At 70.7% G+C, this 15,317-nt stretch carries 12 protein-coding genes; 8 read left to right on the top strand and 4 right to left on the bottom strand.

The window, feature by feature from the left end:
* Positions 1–30: 30 nt before the first annotated feature.
* Together AC6CR5_RS06885 and AC6CR5_RS06890 are read right to left on the bottom strand one after the other, a co-directional pair.
* The gene (locus tag AC6CR5_RS06885) at positions 31–1,197 is read right to left on the bottom strand and encodes a substrate-binding protein (RefSeq protein ID WP_047990953.1); all 1,167 of its coding nucleotides are present in this window, start codon (positions 1,195–1,197) and stop codon (positions 31–33) included.
* A gap of 39 nt (positions 1,198–1,236) precedes the next feature.
* A complete protein-coding gene (locus AC6CR5_RS06890) occupies positions 1,237–2,127 on the bottom strand; it encodes a nitrilase family protein (RefSeq protein ID WP_498085395.1) in 891 nt (296 codons plus the stop codon).
* 262 nt (positions 2,128–2,389) lie between these two features.
* Between AC6CR5_RS06890 and AC6CR5_RS06895 the strand changes: the two genes are divergently transcribed.
* The 3 genes from AC6CR5_RS06895 (at position 2,390) to AC6CR5_RS06905 (ending at position 5,588) form a co-directional block, all read left to right on the top strand.
* Positions 2,390–2,818 (top strand): VOC family protein, encoded by a 429-nt coding sequence (locus tag AC6CR5_RS06895; RefSeq protein WP_006386255.1) that lies wholly within the window; start codon positions 2,390–2,392, stop codon positions 2,816–2,818.
* Positions 2,819–2,868: 50 nt separating this feature from the next.
* The gene (locus AC6CR5_RS06900) at positions 2,869–4,314 is read left to right on the top strand and encodes an MFS transporter (protein ID WP_498085396.1); all 1,446 of its coding nucleotides are present in this window, start codon (positions 2,869–2,871) and stop codon (positions 4,312–4,314) included.
* A 98-nt stretch (positions 4,315–4,412) separates the two neighbouring features.
* On the top strand, positions 4,413–5,588 hold the full coding sequence (locus AC6CR5_RS06905; protein ID WP_272558105.1) for a low temperature requirement protein A: 1,176 nt from the start codon (positions 4,413–4,415) through the stop codon (positions 5,586–5,588).
* 36 nt (positions 5,589–5,624) lie between these two features.
* Here AC6CR5_RS06905 and AC6CR5_RS06910 read toward each other — a convergent pair whose 3' ends face one another.
* Positions 5,625–6,545, bottom strand: coding sequence for a helix-turn-helix domain-containing protein (locus AC6CR5_RS06910; RefSeq protein WP_498085397.1), 921 nt, complete (start codon positions 6,543–6,545; stop codon positions 5,625–5,627).
* A gap of 211 nt (positions 6,546–6,756) precedes the next feature.
* On the opposite strand from AC6CR5_RS06910, the gene AC6CR5_RS06915 reads away from it, so the two are divergent.
* From AC6CR5_RS06915 to AC6CR5_RS06925, 3 genes are read left to right on the top strand one after another with little or no spacing between them, the layout of a single operon-like run.
* A complete protein-coding gene (locus AC6CR5_RS06915; RefSeq protein ID WP_155873175.1) occupies positions 6,757–8,814 on the top strand; it encodes a TonB-dependent receptor in 2,058 nt (685 codons plus the stop codon).
* Between the two features lie 22 nt (positions 8,815–8,836).
* On the top strand, positions 8,837–9,859 hold the full coding sequence (locus AC6CR5_RS06920; protein WP_155866038.1) for a class I SAM-dependent methyltransferase: 1,023 nt from the start codon (positions 8,837–8,839) through the stop codon (positions 9,857–9,859).
* Positions 9,856–11,157: an MFS transporter gene (locus tag AC6CR5_RS06925; RefSeq protein ID WP_498085398.1), complete on the top strand. Its 1,302-nt coding sequence runs from the start codon at positions 9,856–9,858 to the stop codon at positions 11,155–11,157. The genes AC6CR5_RS06920 and AC6CR5_RS06925 overlap by 4 nt, the downstream gene beginning before the upstream one ends.
* A gap of 20 nt (positions 11,158–11,177) precedes the next feature.
* Here the strand turns inward: AC6CR5_RS06925 and AC6CR5_RS06930 are convergent, their stop codons facing one another.
* Positions 11,178–12,017, bottom strand: coding sequence for an IclR family transcriptional regulator (locus AC6CR5_RS06930; RefSeq protein WP_238926091.1), 840 nt, complete (start codon positions 12,015–12,017; stop codon positions 11,178–11,180).
* A gap of 205 nt (positions 12,018–12,222) precedes the next feature.
* On the opposite strand from AC6CR5_RS06930, the gene AC6CR5_RS06935 reads away from it, so the two are divergent.
* Together AC6CR5_RS06935 and AC6CR5_RS06940 are read left to right on the top strand one after the other, a co-directional pair.
* Entirely contained in the window at positions 12,223–13,875 is a 1,653-nt protein-coding gene (locus AC6CR5_RS06935; protein ID WP_498085399.1) for a GMC family oxidoreductase, read from the top strand.
* Between the two features lie 68 nt (positions 13,876–13,943).
* The gene (locus tag AC6CR5_RS06940) at positions 13,944–15,278 is read left to right on the top strand and encodes an MFS transporter (protein ID WP_020927975.1); all 1,335 of its coding nucleotides are present in this window, start codon (positions 13,944–13,946) and stop codon (positions 15,276–15,278) included.
* The last annotated feature ends 39 nt before the right edge of the window (positions 15,279–15,317 follow it).

The following is a 15,317-nucleotide window of genomic DNA, read 5'->3' on the forward strand; positions in this document are numbered from 1 at the left end:
CCGGCGGCGCGCAGGGTGCGGCTTACCGCGTCACTTCAGGTCGGGGCATTGCGCGCCCGGATCGACCTGGTCGAAGGTCTGCAGGATCTTGATGGAGCCGTCCGGCTGCACCTGGCCCAGCCGCATGGTCAGCGCGGCGTGGCGCTGGCGGTCCATCCTGACCGGGCCGCGCGGGCCGTCGAACGACACTTCGCTCAGCGCCTTGACCACCTTCTGCGAATCGGTGCTGCCAGCTTTCTCGACCGCCGCCTTGTAGAGGAAGAAGGCTTCGTACTGCGGGCCCGAGAACTCGTTGGCGGTCTTGGCGTCGGCGCCGAACTTGGCCTTCAGGCCGTCGAGGAACTTGCGGTTCTGCGGCGTATCGATGCTGGTCAGGTACGAGGCCGACAGGTACATGCCGACCGCCGTGTCGCCCATGGTCTTGGCGGTGGCTTCGTCGATCGCCAGGTTGCCGTAGGGCATGGTCAGGCCGGCCGCCTTGACCTGCTTGGCCAGGCTGACGTTGGGGCCGCCGCCGGCGGTGGAGCTGATCAGCGCGTCCGGGTTGGCCGAGCGGATCTTCGACACCACCGGGGTCCAGTCGGAGCCGTCGATGGGCAGGTATTCCTCGCCCACCACGCGCCCGCCCTGCTTCTCGATGTATTCGCGGGTGAACTTGAGCATGCCGCGGCCGAATGCATAGTCGCTGCCGACCAGGAAGAAGGTCTTGGCGCCGCGCTCCTTCATGAAGTGGTCCACCACCGGCGCCACCTGCTGCTCGGGCACCCAGCCGTTGACGTGCATCCAGCGGTTGCACGAGCGGCCTTCGTAGAACGAGGTGTAGATGTACGGCACCTTGCCGCGCGAGACGATGGGCAGCGCGGCGTTGCGCGCCGCGCTGGTTTCCATGGCGATGATGGCGTCCACCTTCTTCTGGAATACCAGCGTGTCGTAGGCCTTCTGCGCGCCGACCGCGCCCGAGGCGTCGTCGGCGATCTCCAGCACCACCTGGCGGCCAAGGATGCCGCCGGCGGCGTTGATTTCATCGGCGGCCAGCTGCGAGGCCTGCACCACGCCGGGCGCGACCACGCTGTTGGCGCCGGACAGGCCGACCGGCACGCCGATGCGCAAAGGGTCGGCCGCGTGCGCGCCCGCCGCGCCGGTCAGCGCGGCGATGAAGGAAAGTCGGATGAGGAAGCTGCAAGTGGGTTTTTTCATGGGGATTTCTCCTTGGGGGCCGGCTGTCCGCCGTTGTATTCAACGCTGCCGCGGCGCGTCGGCGGCGCCCAGCAGTTCGTCGTAAAGATCGCGGCGCCGATCGCGCAGCACATGGTTGAAGTCGTTCAGTTGCCGCGCGCGGCGCGAGGCGGCCAGATCCACCGGCGCCACCAGCACCTCTTCGCGGTCGTGGCTGGCGGGGCCGGCCACGGTCCAGCCCTGAGAGCCGACGATCAGGCTGCGGCCGACGAAGGGCTGGCCGCGCTCGACGCCGACCCGGTCGGCGCACACCAGCGTCAGGCCGTTGCTGTGGGCCCCGGCCGCCGCCAGCGCGTGCGCCATGGCCGGGCCGTCGGGCGTCTGTCCCGGCATCGGCACCCAGTTGGTCGGCACCGCCACGATGTCGGCGCCGCGCAGCGCCAGCAGGCGGTAGACCTCGGGGAACCAGCCGTCGTAGCAGATCGCCACGCCCAGCCGGCCGAATTCGGTATGGAACACCGGCAGGCCCAGGTCGCCCGGCTCGAAGAACAGGTTCTCGTCGCCCCACAGGTGCAGCTTGCGGTAGGTGCCCAGGTAGCCGTCGGGGCCGGCGATGATGGCGGCGTTGTACAGCCGGCCGCCGCTGCGCTCGGCGATGCCGGCCACCAGGTAGATGCCCAGGCGTTGCGCCAGCGCGATCCAGGCCCGCGAGCTGGGGCCGTCGGGCACGCTTTCGGCCAGGGCGTGGGCCTCCTGGCGGCTGGCGAACACGTAGCCGGTGTTGGCCAGCTCGGGCAGCACCACCAGCCGCGCGCCCTGCGCGGCGGCCTGCTCGACCAGTTCGATGGAACGGGCCACGTTGGCGGCGACCTCGCCCATGACGGGGGCCGTCTGCACACTGGCCACGTGGATCGCGGACGCGGCGGCGTCCGGCGGCGGTGATACTTGCATGCGATCTCCCTGCAACGTTTTGGAAAACAAAAAAGCCCCCGACCACGCATTGCGTGTGAGTCGGGGGCTTCTATAGCCAGACGAAGGTTCGGGCAGCAATCATTGCTGCGGGGCACTGCCGCGCCAAGCCGTGCCGGCGCGTGCGGATCAGTCCTGATCCTGTGGCGAATCATAGGGATGCGCGCGGACCGGCGGCAATAAGAGGTTTCCCGGACAGCGCCGCGGATGCGAGAATCGGGATCGGCCACAAGGAGGAACCCTCATGCCCCAACTTTCCGCCTACCTCAGTTTCGACGGCAACTGCGCCGAGGCCATGCGTTTCTACGAACGCGTGCTGGGCGGCCGCGTCGAGGCCATGTTGCGCTACGCGGACGCGCCCGCCGATGCCGCCATGCCGGCGCTGTCGACCGAAGAATCCGAACGCATCATGTACGCCCGTCTGGCGCTGGACGAACAGGTGCTGATGGCCAGCGACGCCACCGCCGGCCATCCCTATCCCGGCAAGCAGGGCATGGCGCTGTCGCTGGCCTATCCCACTGTCTCGGACGCGCAACGCGTGTTCGATATGCTGGCCGACGGCGGCAGCGTTACCATGCCGCTCCAGAAAACCTTCTGGGCCGAAGCCTACGGCGCGCTGATCGACCGCTACGACACGCGGTGGATGATCAGCGGCGGGCGGCTCAGCCACTGACAACCCCACTGACAACCGAATCCGCCACAAGCGGATGGAGCGAGACATCCATGACGCATGGCATACAGGGCAGGCAACGCTGGTGGGCACTGATGGTGCTGTGCCTGGGCGTGTTGATGATCGTGCTGGACACCACCATCGTCAATGTTGCCCTGCCCTCGATCCGCGAAGACCTGCATTTCACCGAGACCTCACTGGTGTGGGTGGTGAACGCCTACATGCTGACCTTCGGCGGCTTCCTGCTGCTGGGCGGACGGCTGGGCGACCTGCTCGGCCACCGGCGCATGTTCCTGGCCGGCCTGGTGCTGTTCACGGTGGCCTCGCTGGCCTGTGGACTGGCGCGGGGCCAGGGGCTGCTGATTGCCGCGCGCGCCGCGCAGGGACTGGGCGGCGCGGTGGTGTCGGCGGTGTCGCTGTCGCTCATCATGAACCTGTTCACCGAGGCCGGCGAGCGCGCCCGCGCCATGGGCGTGTACGGCTTCGTCTGTGCGGGCGGCGGCAGCCTGGGCGTGCTGCTGGGCGGGCTGCTGACCAGCAAGCTGTCGTGGCACTGGATCTTCCTGGTCAACATTCCGATCGGCGTGGCCGTCTACGCGCTGTGCCTGCGGCTGCTGCCGGCGGCGCGCGGCGCGGCCGGTGGCGGCAAGCTGGACGTGGCCGGCGCGCTGACGGTCACCGCGTCGCTGATGCTGGCGGTGTACGCCGTGGTCAACGGCAACGAGGCCGGCTGGACCTCGGCGCAGTCGCTCGGCCTGCTGGGCGCGGCCGCGCTGCTGATGGCGCTGTTCCTGGCGATCGAGGCGCGCGTGGCCGAACCGCTGATGCCGCTGGCGCTTTTCCGCCTGCGCAACGTCGCCACCGCCAACGTGGTCGGCGTGCTGTGGGCCGCGGGCATGTTCGCCTGGTTCTTCGTCTCGGCCTTGTACATGCAGTTGGTGCTGGGCTACGACGCCATGCAGGTGGGGCTGGCATTCCTGCCGGCCAATCTGATCATGGCGGCGTTCTCGCTGGGGCTGTCGGCCAAGCTGGTGATGCGCTTCGGCATCCGCGGGCCGCTGGCCACCGGGCTGTTGATGGCGGCGCTGGGGCTGGCGCTGTTCGCGCGCGCCCCGGTCGACGGCCACTTCGCGGCGGACGTGCTGCCCGGCATGCTGCTGCTGGGCCTGGGCGCGGGCATCGCCTTCAACCCGATGCTGCTGGCCGCCATGAGCGACGTCGAGCCGGGCCAGTCGGGCCTGGCGTCCGGCGTGGTCAACACCGCCTTCATGATGGGCGGCGCGCTGGGGCTGGCGGTGCTGGCCAGCCTGGCCGCGGCGCGCACGGCCGCGCTGGCCGGCGCCGGCGCGGCCCCGGTCGCGGCGTTGGCGGGCGGCTACCGCATGACCTTCCTGGCGGGCGCGGTGATCGCGGCCGTGGCGGCGGCGCTGGCCGCCGCGCTGGTGCGCTCGCGCAACCGCGAGCTGGGCGGCCACGGCGAAACGCCGACCGGCCATTGAGGCGTCGCGGCCGCGCCACGTCTTTTGAATTCTTTACGATTGGCCGGCAAGGCCGGGAGTAATCTGGCGACGCCCCCTACCGGATAGGAAGCGCCGCCATGACATTCCTTGCCAGCGCCAATCTGCTGCGCCACCGCGACGGCCATGAAGCCCGCGTCACCTTCGTCGAGCTGTTCTTCGACCTGGTCTACGTCTTCGCGGTCACCCAGCTGTCCCACAGCCTGCTGCACGACCTGACCCTGATGGGCGCGGTGCACACGCTGGTGCTGTGGTTCGCCGTATGGCTGGGTTGGCAGTACACCTGCTGGGTCACCAACTGGTTCGATCCCGACGCGCTGCCGATGCGGCTGATGCTGTTCGGCGTGATGCTGGTGGGGCTGGTGGCCGCCGCCGTGCTGCCCGGCGCCTTCGGCGAGAACGGGCTGATCTTCGCGGTCTGCTATGTGCTGATCCAGGTGGGCCGCACGCTGTTCGTGGTGCTGCACCTGGGGCCGTCGCATCCGCTGGCGCCGAATTTCCGCCGCATGCTGGGCTGGCTGTGCATCTCGGCGGTGTTCTGGATCGCCGGCGGATTGGCCTCGGGCGATACGCGGCTGGCGTTGTGGATCGTGGCGGTGGCCTGCGAGTATTTTTCGCCCATGGCCGGCTTCTGGCTGCCGGGCCTGGGCCGCTCCAGCACCCGCGAATGGACCATTGAGGGCGGCCACCTGGCCGAGCGCTGCCAGCTGTTCGTGATCGTGGCGCTGGGCGAGACGCTGCTGATCACCGGCGCCACGCTGGGCGAGCATCCGCACTGGGACATCCCCACCCTGATCGCGCTGCTGGCCGCATTCCTGGGCACGGCGGCGATGTGGTGGGTGTATTTCGACACCAGCAGCAAGGACGGCAGCGAAGCCATCGCGCACCACGCCGATCCGGGCCGGGTCGGCGCCTACTTCCACTACGTGCATGTGATCCTGATCGCGGGCGTGATCGTCTCGGCGGTGGCCAACGAACTGGTCATCCTGCACCCGGACGGCCGCATCGTCACGGCGGCAGCCGCCGCGCTGCTCGGCGGCCCGGCCTTGTACCTGCTGGGCAACGGCATCTACAAGACGGTGGTGTATGGCCGCTTCCCTCTGTCACATGTGGTGGGCCTCGCGCTGCTGGCCATCCTGGCGCCGATCTCGTTCGTCACCGACAACCTGATGGTGGGCGGGCTGACGACGTTGATCATGATGCTGGTGGCCGGGTGGGAAAGCGTGTCGCGGCGGCGGATGCGGGCGGCGCACTAGGGCGGTCAGGGGCCAACGGCATCGTTGCGCGCCGCATCAACGCCGCTTGCCAAACACCGACTTGGGCGCGCGGCCATGGAAGCGGGTAAACGCAGCGCTGAAATTGGCCGGGTGGCAGTAACCGACCCGGTAAGCCGCCTGCGCCACCTGGCAGCCGGTCTCCAGCAACTCCCAGGCGCGGCGCATGCGCATCTCGGTCAGCAGCCGCATCGGGCTGTTGCCGTATAGCGCCCGAAAGCCCTGCTTGAGCTTGAATTCATTCAACCCGGTCGCCAGGCACAGGTACTGCACCGTCAGTTCGCGATCCATCTGTTCGCGCATCAGCGCATGGGCCCGCTCCAGCCGGGCAATGTCGGCCTGGCTGAACCGACCCGCCACTGGCGCCGGCGCCAGCGCGCGCAACTGGCGTGACAGCAGCGTCAATGCCTTGATGTGGATGTCCAGCGGGTCGCTGGCCCGCGCCAGTTCGGCTGCGACGGCGGCCAGGTCGGCGCTGGTGCGGCCCTGCGCCAGCCGCCGCAGGCCGCCGGCGCCGAACAGCGCCTCGGCCCGGGCCTCGCCAGCGTAGCGGCGCAGCGCCGCCTCGCCCACCAGCAGGCGCAGTTGCGAGACGGTGCAGCCGCCCAGGTAGCGGCGCTCGCCCAGGTGGCGGCGGAAGGCGGTCACCGTGGTCTGGCCGCCGCGGAAATCCAGCTCCGCGCCGTCCGCGCCGCGATAGGCCGACGCGCCGCGCAGGGCCAGCGTGATGACCAGCGTGCGCCCGCCATGCGCGGCGGCGTTCTCCTCGATCAGGTCGCGCACGGGGGTGTATTGCGAATGCACCAGGGCCAGGCCCTCGCCCAGGTCCAGACGGTCGGCCACGCACTCGCCCACATCCGCCGGCAGCGCCAGCCGCGACCAGCCGGGACGGGCGGCCGGACCGGGTTGGGCGAGCGTGGCGGAGATGCGCAGGGACATGGTTTCGACGGGAGGTGACGGGTGGCGGGACGGGACCGGGATGGCACCGGGACGGGTGCCTGAAATCGGCTCAGGCGCGGCTGCGCCGGCATGCATACGAATCCATCCGGTTCGCATATGAATGCTAATGATAGGCGTTCGCATAATTAAATACCATCTTCGGGACGGCGCCGCGCGTTCGGCCGCCGTGACTGCCTGCACAGGAATCCCGATGAACCGCCCTCTTCCCTACCCACGCGCCACCTGCGTTCTGCTGTGGCTTTGCGCCACGCCCGCCGCGCTGGCGCAACCGGCCGCACCCGTCTCCCCGCATTCTCCCGCGTCTTCCACCGCATTAACGCCGGTTTCCCCCGCGCCCGCCGTGCAACTGCCTGCCGTCACCGTCACCGCCGACAAGCAGGAACGCTCGCTCGAATCCTTGCCCGGCAGCTTGTCGGTGTTCGACGGCGACATGCTCGACAGCCAGGGCGTCGTCGACCTGGAGGGCCTGCAGCGCATCACGCCCGGGCTGACGTTCCAGCCGTTCGGCCAGGCCGGCGTCAATGCGGCCGTGATGCGCGGCCTGTCGGCCAACTTCTTTTCGTTCTCGACCTCGACCCTGCTGGTGGTGGACGGCGTGCCCACGCTGATGGCGCAGGGCTTCGACGATCAGCTACTGGACATCGACCGCGTCGAAGTGCTGCGCGGCCCGCAATCGGCGCTCTATGGCCGCAACGCGGAAGCCGGCGTCATCAACGTCCATACCCGCCAGCCGGGCGACAGCCTGCGCGGCAGCGTCTCCACCACCGTGGGCAGCCGCGACCTGCGCATGCTGCGCTTCGACCTGAGCGGGCCGATCGTCGACGACACGCTCTACGCCAGCGTGGCCGGCGCCTGGCGCGGCCAGGACGGCTTCATCGACAACACCTACACGGGCCGGCGCGAGGACGACCGCGAACTGCGCAACGGCAAGCTGGCGCTGCGCTGGACGCCGTCGGCGCGCACCGACGCCACCTTGCGCTATGTGCAGATCAACTACCGCGACGGCGCCGCGCTGTGGGGCTCGCCCACGGCCTCGCGCGCCACCGTGGCGTCCGGCACGCCGAGCTGGAACCGGTCCATCGGCCGCAGCGCGTCGCTGTCGCTGCGCCACGACCTGGGCGACGGCCTGCGCCTGACGTCGGTGACGGCCTGGAACGATCTGCGCGACCGCGTGCAGCAGGACACCGATTTCCAGCCCGCCGACCTGCTGCACATCGCCCGCGACCACCATTTCCGCAATCTGTCGCAGGAGCTGCGGCTGGAGGGCGCGCTGGGCCGCGCCCACTGGCTCGTGGGGCTGTACGCCGACGGCGACGACCATGACCTGCGCAACACCCAGAAGATGCCGCGCGGCCTGACCGAAAGCGTGGTGCGGCTGCGCGGCCAGTCCGGCGCCGCCTTCACCCACTGGAGCGTGCCGCTGGCCGAGCGCTGGACCCTGGAGGCCGGCGCCCGCGTCGAGCGCGACGCCGTGCGCTTCACGCCGCAAGGCGACAGCGCGCGCCGCGCCGACTGGACCCGCGTCACGCCCAAGCTGGCGCTGCAATACGCCTTCGCGCCGCGCCAGCAGGTCTATGCCTCGGTCGCGGATGGCTTTCGCGCCGGCGGCTACAACGTGTTTTCGCCAGCGGCGGACTACGCCGCCTACCAGCCAGAAACGCTGCGCGCCTACGAGATCGGCGCCAAGGGCTGGCTGCCCGGCAACCGTCTGCGCTACGCCGCCGCGTTCTACGTGATGACGGTCGACAACATGCAGGTGCAGCAGATGCCGCTGCCGGGCCTGGTGTACGTCACCAACGCCGCGTCGGCGCGTTCGATCGGGGCGGAATTCGAGCTCGAATACCTGCTGGGCCAGGGCTGGTCCTTGCAGACCGGATTGGGCCTGAACCGCACCCGCTTCAGCCACTTCCGCGACGGCGCCAACGACTACAGCGGCAACCTGAACCCGTTCGCGCCGCGCCTGAACGGCCACCTGACCGCGCGCTACGACGCCCCCGCCGGCTGGTACGCGCAGGCCTCGCTCAGCGGCACCGGCCCGGTCTACCTGGACGCCGCCAACCGCTACCGCCGCAACGGCTACGCGCTGGTCAACCTGGCCGCCGGCGTCACCGTTCGACAGGTGGAAATCGCCGCCTACGTCAACAACCTCGCCAACCGCCGCTACGACGCGGTGGGCTACCAGAACGGCATCGTCACCGTCTACAGCCCGCCACGCGAAGTTGGCCTGCGCCTGACCTGGCGCCTTTGATCGTCAACACAAGGAACCCGCCATGCCGACTTCCCCCCTGCCCCTGCAACGCTATTGGGACCTGGCCGCCGCGCCGGTCGAAACCGCCGCGCTCGACGCCGCCCTGGAACTGGACCTGTTCGCGCACCTGGTCGCGCCGGCCAGCGCCGCGCACGTCGCGCAGGCGCTGGCGCTGCGCCCCGCCGCCGCCGAGCACCTGCTGGACCTGCTGTGGAGCCTGCGCCTGCTGCACCGCATCGCCGGCGAGCCGCCGCTCTACCGCTGCGGGGTCACCGCGCGCGACCACTTCGTGGCGGGACGGCCCCACTACTGCGGCGACGCCTGGCGCTACCGGCGCCGCGCGCTGGCGCAGTCCGGCGAGCAGTTGATGCAACGGTTGCGCCAGGATCCCGCCGCAACACCCGCCGCCCCGTCCGAGGCCGGCGCATGGGCCAACGCGGCGCGCGTGCAGATCGGCCAGGAGCAACGCGCCCTGGCCGTGGCGGCGGCGCGCGAGGCGGTCGCCTGCGTGCCCGGCGCCGACGCGGCCCGCCGCATCCTCGACCTGGGCGGCGGTCCGGGCCTCATCGGCATCGCGCTGGTGCAGGACCGCCCGCAGGCCAGCGGCGTGGTGTTCGACTGGCCCGAGACCGCCGCCGTGGCGCGCGAGAACATCGCCGCCGCCGGGCTGGCCGAGCGCATGGTGGCGGTGGGCGGCGACCTGGCCACGGCGGATATCGGCGCCGGCTACGACCTCATCTGGTGCTCGTCGGTGCTGCATTTCGTGCCCGACGCCGCCGCCGCGATCCGCAAGATGCACGACGCCCTTGCACCGGGCGGGCTGCTGGTGATGGCGCATGCCGAGGTCCCGGACGACGCCGACGCCGCCGCGCGCGTGCTGCGCTATTACCTGCCGATGCTGCTGCTGGGGCGGCGCGTGACACGCCAGGGCCAGTTGGCGCAAGCGCTGCGCGCCGCCGGCTTCGCCGAAGTGCGCGGCTTCGATTCCGACCGCTTTCCGCTGGCGCCGCTGCATGTGCTGTCGGCGCGGCGGACCGCGCCATGACGCCGCGCCTGCGCCACGGCCTGGCCCAGGCCCTGTTCGGCTGGCTCAACCTGGCACTGACCGCGCCGGGCGTCTATCTGTGGCTGGGGCTGCCGCTGGTGCTGCGCCAGCACGGCTGGTCCGGCACCGCCCTGGGCCTGTTCCAGCTGGCCAGCCTGCCGACCGTGTTCAAGTTCCTGCTGGCGATGCCGCTGGACCGGCGCGGCGCGCGCCATGGCGGCTACCGGCGCTGGACCGCGGCGCTGCTGCTGGCCTACGCCGCCGTGCTGCTGGCGCTGGGCTGGCGCGACCTGCCGAATGATGGCGTTACGCTGTTCGCGCTGGCGGCCGCCGCCGCCCTGGCCGGCACCTGGGCCGACGTGCCCGTCAACGCGCTGGCGATCCGCGTGCTGCCTGTGGCCGGCCGCGCCTCGGCGGGCGGCATCCGCTCGATGGCGCTGTGCCTGGGCGCGATCGCCGGCGGCGGCCTGATGCTGCTGGCGCAGGCGCGCTGGGGTTGGCAGGCGCCCTTCCTGATCATGGCCGCCGCGCTGGCGCTGGGCGCGGCGCTGACCTTGCTGCTGCGGGAGAGCATGGATGCCGGGCGAGCCGACGACCGCGCGATTACCTCGCGCGATGGACACCTCGACACGAACGACGCGGCGACACTGGATGACACAAAGGGGCAACCCGGCGCGCCCCTGCAAACCACAGACACCACCTCGACCACCCGCCAGGCCATCGCGTACCTGCGCCTGCCCGCCAGCCGCCGCTGGCTGCCGCTGCTGGCGCTGCTGTTCCCCTTCATCGGCGCAGGCTGGTTCTACCTGAAACCGCTGCTGCTGGACCAGGGCCTGGCGCCGCAACGCGTGGCGTGGCTGGTCGGTGTCGCGGGCGGCGCGGTCGGCGCCGTGGCCAGCATCGCGGGCGCGCGGCTGCTCAAGCGCCTGGGCGCGGGCCGCGCGGTGCGGCTGCATGCGGGCGCCGGAGCCGCCACGTTGCTGGCATTGACGCTGGCGGTCGGCCTGGACGCGGCCCCGGCCGTGCTGGCGGCCTGCGCCATGATGGTGGCGGCGGCCATGGGCGCCACCGCCGCCCTGGCGTTCGGCCTGATGATGTCGCATGCCCGGCCGGGCCTGCAGGCGCTGGACTACGGCATCCAGTCCAGCGTTTTCGCGCTGACGCGCATCGCCGCGCCGCTGGCGGCCGGGATTCTGCTCGACGCGGCCGGTCCGGTCGCGATGCTGGCGACGTTGACGGCGGGCGCGGCGGCCGTGCTGGCGCTGGCTTGGCGCCGGGCGGCCGCGCTGCCGGGCTAGGGGTTCGCGGCCCGACGCCCTCAACCGCCCGGCCGGTGCTCGGCCAGCACCGCGCTCATCGACTGCGCCGCGCCCTGCAGCACCGGCACCGCGCGCAACAGGTCATCGAGCATCAGCCGCGCGGTGGGCGCATGGCACGCCACCGCCGCCACCACCCGGTCCTGCGCGTCGCGCACCGGCACCGCCACCGCGCTCATGCCGCGCACGAACTCCTCGTTGTCGATGCCGATGCCGCGCGCGGCCAGGCGTTCCAGTTCGTCTTCCAGCCGCGCCGGGTCGGTCAGCGTGCGCGGCGTGTTGCGCGTGAGCGGCAGGCGCGCCAGCACCCGGCCGCGTTCGAGCCGGTTCATCGACGCCAGGAACAGCTTGCCGCTGGCGGTGCAGTGCATCGGCACGTGGCTGCCCACCGCGAAGAACAGTCGTAGCGGTTCGGCGGTTTCGACGCGCTCCATGTAGATCACCTGGTCGCCGTCGGGCGCGGTGAGATTGCAGGTTTCACCCAGCGTGCCGACCAGCTGCGCCAGCACCGCGCGGCAGGCGCGCGTGAAGGCCGAGGCGCGCAGCGTGGCCAGCGCCAGCGCGGTGGCCTGCGGCCCCGGCACGTAGCCGTTCTCGGTGGGCGTGGCGGCGACGAAGCCGGCGCGCTGCATCGACGCCAGCAGGCGCATCAGGGTGGACTTGGGCATGTCCAGGCGCTGCGCCAGTTGCGCTAGCGTGGGCGGGTGCTGGGCGCGGGCCAGGTAGTCCAGCACCAGCAGCGCGCGCAGCGAACGCGAGCCATCCCGCGGCTCGTCGGCGTCGGGCGCACGCGCCGATGCTGCACTGCGATTTTGAAACCGAAGATCCATGTTCTGTGCCATTTCGCCGTTCCCGCGCTTGTCGCGCTTTCTTTCCCGTGGCGGCTTCCTAGAATCGCCACAGATACGGAACCTTTGCGCGTCGCCGCGCCCCCCTCGCATCAGGCCAGTATATAAGTGCGCGGCGGCGCGGCAAGCAGGGTAAACGCGCCGTCCGGACGAGGGACTCCCCGCGTCACGGCACGGCCAGGCCAAGGAGGAAACAGACATGTCCGATGCCGTGGACTACATCGTGGTGGGGGCCGGTTCCGCCGGCTGCGTGCTGGCGAACCGCCTGAGCGCCAACGGCCAGCACAGCGTGTGCCTGCTGGAGGCGGGGCCGCCGGACCGCTCGCCCTGGATCCACATCCCCATCGGCTACGGCAAGACCATGTTCCACAAGGTGCTGAACTGGGGCTACTACACCGAACCCGACCCCAACATGCTGGACCGCCGCATCTACTGGCCGCGCGGCCGCACGCTGGGCGGCTCCAGCGCCATCAACGGCCTGATCTACATCCGCGGCCAGCGCCAGGACTACGATGCCTGGGTCGCCGCCGGCAACCCGGGCTGGAGCTGGGAGGAATGCCTGCCCTACTTCCGCAAGCTCGAGAACAACGACCTCGGCCCGGGCGCCACGCGCGGCACCGAAGGCCCCCTGAACGCCACCTCGATCAAGACGCCGCATCCGCTGGTCGAAGGCCTGATCGGCGCGGCGCGCGCGCTCGGCCTGCCACACGTGACCGACTTCAACAGCGGCGACCAGGAAGGAGTGGGCTACTACCAGCTCACCACCCGCAATGGCCGCCGCTGCTCCACCGCGGTGGCCTACCTGCGGCCGGCGCGCGGCCGCGCCAACCTGCGTGTCGAGACCGGCGCGCACACGATGGCGGTGCTGTTCGAGGGCAGCCGCGCCTGCGGCGTGCGCTATCGGCAGGACGGCCAGGTGCGCACGCTGCGGGCCCGCCGCGAGGTGGTCCTGTGCGCCGGCGCGCTGCAATCGCCGCAACTGCTGCAATTGTCGGGCGTGGGCCCGGCCGCGCTGCTGCGGCGCTTCGGTATCGGCGTGGTGCGCGACCTGCCCGGCGTGGGCGAGAACCTGCAGGACCACCTGCAGATCCGCCTCATCTACGAGACGCGCCGCCCCATCACCACCAACGACCAGCTGCGCACGCTGCACGGACGCGCCGCGATGGGGCTGCAATGGCTGCTGTTCCGCGGCGGGCCCCTGGCGGTGGGCATCAACCAGGGCGGCCTGTTCTGCCGCGTCGATCCGGCCAGTGCCACGCCCGACACCCAGTTCCATTTCGCCACGCTGTCGGCCGACATGGCCGGCGGCAAGGTGCATCCGTTCTCGGGCTGCACCTATTCGGTGTGCCAGTTGCGGCCCTCGTCGCGCGGCACGGTGCGGCTGCGCAGCGCCGACCCGTTCGAGGCCCCGGCCATGCAGCCCAACTACCTGTCCACCGAGCTGGACCGCCGCATGACGGTGGCGGCGGTCAAGTACGCGCGCCGGCTGGCCGCCACCGAACCGCTGGCCGGATTGATGAAGCGCGAGTTCCGGCCCGGGCCGGACGTGCAGAGCGACGACGAGATCCTGCATTTCTGCCGTGAGTACGGCGCCACCATCTTCCACCCCTCAGGCACCGCGAAAATGGGCCCGCGCGAGGACCCCATGGCCGTGGTCGACGAGCGCCTGCGGGTGCACGGCGTGAGCGGGCTGCGGGTGGTGGATTGCTCCATCATGCCAACGCTGGTGTCGGGCAACACCAACGTGCCGGTGGTGATGCTGGCCGAGCGCGCGGCCGATTTCATCCTGCAGGACCTGCACGCGGCGCGGCCGCGCGCGCAGGCGCAACCGGTATTGCAGCAGGCGGCATGACATGAGCTGACCGCAACCCGCGGAGCGGCGCCGCAGAGCGCCGCCCGCTTCCCCCAAAGGAGACAGGCATGGCCAAGCAGAACGAAACCGCGGTGAGAAAAGTCGTCGCCGCGTCGCTGATCGGCGCCACCATCGAGTGGTACGACTTTTTCCTGTACGGCGTGGTCGCCGGCATCGTGTTCAACAAGCTGTACTTTCCCACGGGCGACCCGCTCATCTCGACCATGCTGGCCTACACCACCTTCGCGGTGGGCTTCATCACGCGGCCGCTGGGCGGGCTGGTGTTCGGCCACTTCGGCGACCGCATCGGCAGAAAGAGCATGCTGGTGATGACGCTGATGATCATGGGCGTGTCCACCTTCCTGATCGGCCTGGTGCCCACCTACGACAGCATCGGCCTGTGGGCGCCGATCCTGCTGCTGCTCCTGCGCGTGTTCCAGGGCATCGGCCTGGGCGGCGAATGGGGCGGCGCGGTGCTGATGGCGTATGAGTACGCGCCGCCGGGCAAAAAGGGCTACTACGCCTCGCTGCCACAGATCGGGCTGGCCATCGGCCTGTGCCTGGCGTCCGGCACGGTGGCGCTGCTGTCGACGCTGCTGACCGACGCGCAGTTCATGGCCTGGGGCTGGCGCCTGGCGTTCCTGGCGTCGGCGGCGATGGTCGGGGTCGGCATGTACATCCGCCTGAACATCAAGGAAACGCCCGAGTTCGCCGCGGTCAAGCGCGACAACGCCGAAAGCCGCATCCCGTTCATGGACATGATCCGCCGCTACCCGGGCAACGTCGCCAAGGGCATGGGCGCGCGTTACATCGACGGCGTGTTCTTCAACGTGTTCGGCGTGTTCTCGATCTCCTACCTGACCCAGACGCTGCAGATCACGCGCACCGAGGCGCTGACCGGGGTGATGGCGGCCGCGCTGGTGATGTGCTTCACCATCCCCTACTTCGGGCGGCTGTCCGACCGCATCGGGCGCACGCGGGTGTATTTCTGGGGCTCGCTGATCACGGCGGTGGCGGCCTTTCCCGGCTTCTGGCTGATGCTCAACAGCCAGGGCAGCGTGATGCTGGTGTGGCTGGCCATCATCATTCCGTTCGGCATCTTCTACGCCGCCGTCTACGGACCGGAGGCCGCCCTGTTCTGCGAGCTGTTCGACGCCAAGGTGCGCTACACCGGCATCTCGTTCGTCTACCAGTTCTCGGGTATCTTCGCCTCGGGCATCACGCCCATCATCGCCACCGCGCTGCTCAAGACCGGCAACGGCCAGCCCTGGCTGATCTGCCTGTACGTGCTGTTCTCGGGCGTGGTGTCGGCGCTGTGCGCCTGGCTGATCGGGCGCGGCGGGCGCACCGCGGCGCAGGACGGGCTGGCCCCGCCGGCCAGCGCGACCCTGCGCAAGGCCTAACCGGCGCGCGGGCGGCGCCACGCGCCGCCCCCTGCCTGC

The sequence above is a fragment of the Achromobacter sp. EG18 genome (genome assembly GCF_059759395.1).

Bases quoted from the DNA above. Each gene is read 5' to 3' on its own strand.
- AC6CR5_RS06910 (WP_498085397.1), bottom strand. From the start codon at position 6,545: ATGTCCCTGCGCATCTCCGCCACGCTCGCCCAACCCGGTCCGGCCGCC.
- AC6CR5_RS06925 (WP_498085398.1), top strand. From the start codon at position 9,856: ATGACGCCGCGCCTGCGCCACGGCCTGGCCCAGGCCCTGTTCGGCTGG.
- AC6CR5_RS06930 (WP_238926091.1), bottom strand. From the start codon at position 12,017: ATGGCACAGAACATGGATCTTCGGTTTCAAAATCGCAGTGCAGCATCG.
- AC6CR5_RS06905 (WP_272558105.1), top strand. From the start codon at position 4,413: ATGACATTCCTTGCCAGCGCCAATCTGCTGCGCCACCGCGACGGCCAT.
- AC6CR5_RS06895 (WP_006386255.1), top strand. From the start codon at position 2,390: ATGCCCCAACTTTCCGCCTACCTCAGTTTCGACGGCAACTGCGCCGAG.
- AC6CR5_RS06940 (WP_020927975.1), top strand. From the start codon at position 13,944: ATGGCCAAGCAGAACGAAACCGCGGTGAGAAAAGTCGTCGCCGCGTCG.
- AC6CR5_RS06920 (WP_155866038.1), top strand. From the start codon at position 8,837: ATGCCGACTTCCCCCCTGCCCCTGCAACGCTATTGGGACCTGGCCGCC.
- AC6CR5_RS06935 (WP_498085399.1), top strand. From the start codon at position 12,223: ATGTCCGATGCCGTGGACTACATCGTGGTGGGGGCCGGTTCCGCCGGC.
- AC6CR5_RS06885 (WP_047990953.1), bottom strand. From the start codon at position 1,197: ATGAAAAAACCCACTTGCAGCTTCCTCATCCGACTTTCCTTCATCGCC.
- AC6CR5_RS06915 (WP_155873175.1), top strand. From the start codon at position 6,757: ATGAACCGCCCTCTTCCCTACCCACGCGCCACCTGCGTTCTGCTGTGG.
- AC6CR5_RS06900 (WP_498085396.1), top strand. From the start codon at position 2,869: ATGACGCATGGCATACAGGGCAGGCAACGCTGGTGGGCACTGATGGTG.
- AC6CR5_RS06890 (WP_498085395.1), bottom strand. From the start codon at position 2,127: ATGCAAGTATCACCGCCGCCGGACGCCGCCGCGTCCGCGATCCACGTG.